2 protein-coding genes are annotated in these 1,549 nt (G+C 58.3%); both read left to right on the top strand.

Features of this window, described 5'->3' with window-relative positions:
- Positions 1–290, top strand: a 290-nt coding sequence (locus WA354_RS01630; protein ID WP_472811265.1) for a non-canonical purine NTP pyrophosphatase, incomplete at its 5' end; no start/stop codon positions are given.
- Between the two features lie 218 nt (positions 291–508).
- A complete protein-coding gene (locus WA354_RS01625) occupies positions 509–1,261 on the top strand; it encodes a succinate dehydrogenase/fumarate reductase transmembrane subunit (protein ID WP_472811264.1) in 753 nt (250 codons plus the stop codon).
- Positions 1,262–1,549 lie beyond the last annotated feature (288 nt).

Here is a 1,549-nt window from a genome sequence, read left to right as displayed (position 1 = left end):
ACATCGTTCTTCTCCAGCGTCTCGATGCCGTTCCGCCACCAAGACGCACCGCGCGTTACCGTTGCGTACTCGTCGCCGCCCGCGATGGCAAGCCGGCAAACACGGCCGACGGCACTGTCGAAGGCATGATCCTGAACGCGCCGCGGGGCACCGGCGGCTTCGGCTATGATCCACTCTTCTATCTGCCGAAGCTCGATCGCACCATGGCCGAGATCGATCTCCAAACCAAGCTCTCTCTGAGTCATCGTGGCCGCGCACTCGCCGCGCTCCTTGCCCAGATCCATATTTAGCTCGCTGCGTGCCTCCTCGAGCAGCCGCAACGTCTCAGCATTCCGCTCCCAGTGTTCGCCGCCTGCCCTTCCTATCTCGACTACTTCGCGCCCGCGCTTGACGATCGTTATCTGCGTTACGAATAATGCATTTGTAACTGCACTAGATAAGTTGTCCCTCATTCTGATACCTCACCGCTCCGGATTCAGGACCCGAAGCACTTAGGAGCTACATCTCAATGGCAACAGCCCAAAATCCTGCTGCGCCCAAGCTCCGTGCCGGCGTGCAGCCGCTTCGCGCTGCTCAGGGAACCTCCTTCCTCTGGCGCAAGCTCCATTCGCTCCTTGGCATCATCCCCATCGGCGCCTTTTTCCTTGAGCACCTGCTGTCGAACTTCGAAGCGCTCAAGGGACCTGCCGCCTACGGAGCGCAAGTCAAGTTCCTCAATTCCCTTCCGCTCGTCCGCGTCCTCGAATGGGTCTTCATTTTCCTGCCCATCCTCTATCACGGTCTTTACGGCCTCTACATCTGGTTCCGCGGCAAATCCAACGTTGTGTACTACCCCTGGGCCGGCAACTGGATGTACGTTGCGCAACGCTGGACCGGCCTCATCGCAATCCTCTACATAGGCCAGCACGTCCTTCGCCAGCGCTTCATGGGCATCAGCCTTCCTGAGAACCCCGGCGCCGCTTTCGCAAAAGTCCAGCACGAACTCGCCAACCCGTTCATGCTCGCCGTCTACGTAATCGCCATGATCGCCATCTGCTGGCACTTCGCCTATGGCATCTGGCTATTCGCCGCCAAGTGGGGCATCACTCCCGGTGAAGTCGCCCGCAAGCGCTTCGGCTATGCATGTGCAGCCTTCGGCGTAATCCTGCTGGTCATGGGGCTCGCCAGCATCTGGGCCTTCATCAGCCCCAAATACGCAAACACACCAGAAATCGCGCCCGTTGCAATGCTCCAGACGCTCACACACACCGTGTCATCCTGAGCGAAGCCGAAGGATCTGCGGTTGTTTTTACGTTGTATCAGCACGAAATTGGGTGTCCCATGTCTCGATTTTGAGACATGGGAAAGCACAACTCTCAACCGCTTGTATCTGGGCACGACTTTAGTCGCGCCGAATAAAACGCGGTACCACCACGGAGGGAACAGAGGCCTTCAGCCTCTGAATCCAGCCACAAAACAAAAGGGCTTCAACCCCGGACAAAGCATCAATGCCGAGCACCGCAACCACCAACGCGCGTATCGATTACAAGGCCTTCCAGGACATCGTCCC

Source organism: Occallatibacter sp., from assembly GCF_049802275.1.
Taxonomy (GTDB): domain Bacteria; phylum Acidobacteriota; class Terriglobia; order Terriglobales; family Acidobacteriaceae; genus Telmatobacter.
Note: the sequence above shows the minus strand (reverse complement) of the source record. Positions and strands in the feature narration are given on the sequence as shown.